The organism is Streptomyces sp. TRM68367, assembly GCF_014495685.1.
Lineage (GTDB): Bacteria > Actinomycetota > Actinomycetes > Streptomycetales > Streptomycetaceae > Streptomyces.
In genome coordinates, this window is record NZ_JACTVI010000249.1 from 1 (window position 1) to 2,087 (window position 2,087).

The following is a 2,087-nucleotide window of genomic DNA, read 5'->3' on the forward strand; positions in this document are numbered from 1 at the left end:
CCGACGCCGCGCTGTCCATGGCGGCGGCCGTTCCGGGCTTGGGTATGGCGGCGACTGCTGCCAAGTACGCCAAGAAGGGCGCCAAGGCGGTCGACGCGGTCAAGGGCGGCAGCAAGGCGGGCAAGGGCGCCAAGGCGGCCAAGGCTGACAAGCCCAAGCCCAAGCCCAACGCCAAGCAGAAGAAGCCCAGCAAGAAGGGCGGCCAGTGCAAGAAGGGGAAGAAGAAAAACAGCTTCGTCCCCGGCACCAAGGTGCTCATGGCCGATGGGTCCTCGAAGAACATTGACGACGTCAAGGCCGGCGAATGGGTCCTGGCCACCGATCCGGAGAGCGGCGACCTGCAGATGCGTCAGGTCACCGACACCATCACCGGTGACGGCGTCAAGCACCTGGTCACCCTGACCGTCGACCCTGACGGCAAGGACGGCAAGGCCAAGGCCAGCACCATCACGGCGACGGCCAACCACCCGTTCTGGCTGCCGGACTACGGCCGGTGGGCCGAGGCCGGTGACCTCGAACCGGGCATGTGGCTGCAGACCGCAGCCGGCACCTGGATCCAGATCACCGCGATCGACGACACCCACCGCACCCAGCGCGTCCACAACCTCACCGTCGACGGCCAGCACACCTACTACGTGGCTGTCGGCGCTGCTGCGGTTCTCGTTCACAATGCAGGCTGTGAGCCGGCAGAGGTCACGGTCCGGTTCCAGGAGGGAATGTCGAAGACGGAGTTCGCCAAGAAGGCGAACGCGTTGCAAAAACTCAGTGACGAAGGCACGCTGTTCAAGGCTCCGAATCCGGTTGCCCGCAACTCGTCCGTCACGAAGAACTACAAGGGAGACCTGATTCGGCGAGTGTACGACCAGTACGGTTCAACGAATCCGGGCTTCGCCGACAAGCTCAAGGACCGGATCCTGAACCGCATGGATCCCGATCATGTGCACGAGCTCCAACTGGGCGGCGCGGATACGGCTGGTAACCTCAAGATGCTGGACCGCTTCACCAACTGGCACATAGGGACCCAGCAGATCTGGCCGCAGATCAAGAACCTGGACGACTACACTCCGGTAAAGATCAGGATTGAGTGGTGATCGAGACATGAGTACCGAGCTCCAGCGAGTTGTAGAAACCCTGCGGAATACGATGGACATGCGGACTGAATGGCGCATGATGAATTCCCTGCCCGCTGGGGCTCAGCTCAAAGATCTGCCCGCAGATCTACCGGCCTCACTTCGGACGTTCCTCACGGTCGCGAACGGTGCGACTTGCGGTGACGTCTCCATCTTCTCGGCTTCCACGGCTGAAGAGATGCAGTTCTACGCCGATCCGATTTCGGGGGCGGAGATCACCCTCGGGCGCGAGAAGTGGCTGTGTTGCGGAGTCATCGTCGACGATCCGTTCTTCGTAAACCGACTGAGCGGAGAAGTCTGGTACTTCCCAGACACCGGAGTCGAGTGGTGGAAGTCCTCGTCGTTCGAGAAGGCTGCGGACGACTTCACCTCTTTCTTCTTGCGTTTCGTGGCAGGGTCCTGCTATGTGGACGTGTCGGCCACGGGGCGCGAGGACCAATGGGCTGAACTGCTCAGGCAGGTGGGCCTCCTGGAGTAGGGGATCCGAGAACGATAAAGCAGCCCCGCCCGCCGACCCGTTGTCGGCGGGCGGGGCTCCGCTTGTGCTCTCCTGAGGCCCTCCGAGAGTCGTCTGCTACGCGCTCACGGGAGGTGTGGTGAATACGCAGAGGGCAGGCTCCGAGGTGGCGCTTATCCTCAAGGCCGCCCTGGACAGGCGTGGTGCGTGCTCATCCGGTGAGACCGAGTTCGCGTAGGGCGTCGGCGGGATGGTTGCGGTAGTGGTCGTGGGCGGCGGCGTTGTTCGTCCATCCGGCGAGGTGGGCGAGGCTGATCGCCAGGCTGCGGAAGGTGGCCAGAGCCCGGGCAGGCTGCCGGTGCGGGCGCGGCAGGCGTCCTCGCCGAAGGTCACGTCGACGAGGTGGGCCAGTTCAAGCAGGTCTCGGCCCCGCCGTCGCAGGGCCAGAGCGTCCGCAACGTCACGTCGTACGAGTACTACGACAACGGCTGGGTGAAGTC

The 2,087-nt window shown here is 63.7% G+C and carries 2 protein-coding genes; both read left to right on the plus strand.

What is annotated here, in order from left to right:
• Positions 1-17 precede the first annotated feature (17 nt).
• Entirely contained in the window at positions 18-1,091 is a 1,074-nt protein-coding gene (locus tag H8R17_RS45265; protein WP_262506063.1) for an HINT domain-containing protein, read from the plus strand.
• 7 nt (positions 1,092-1,098) lie between these two features.
• Positions 1,099-1,608: an SMI1/KNR4 family protein gene (locus tag H8R17_RS45270; protein ID WP_187828963.1), complete on the plus strand. Its 510-nt coding sequence runs from the start codon at positions 1,099-1,101 to the stop codon at positions 1,606-1,608.
• The last annotated feature ends 479 nt before the right edge of the window (positions 1,609-2,087 follow it).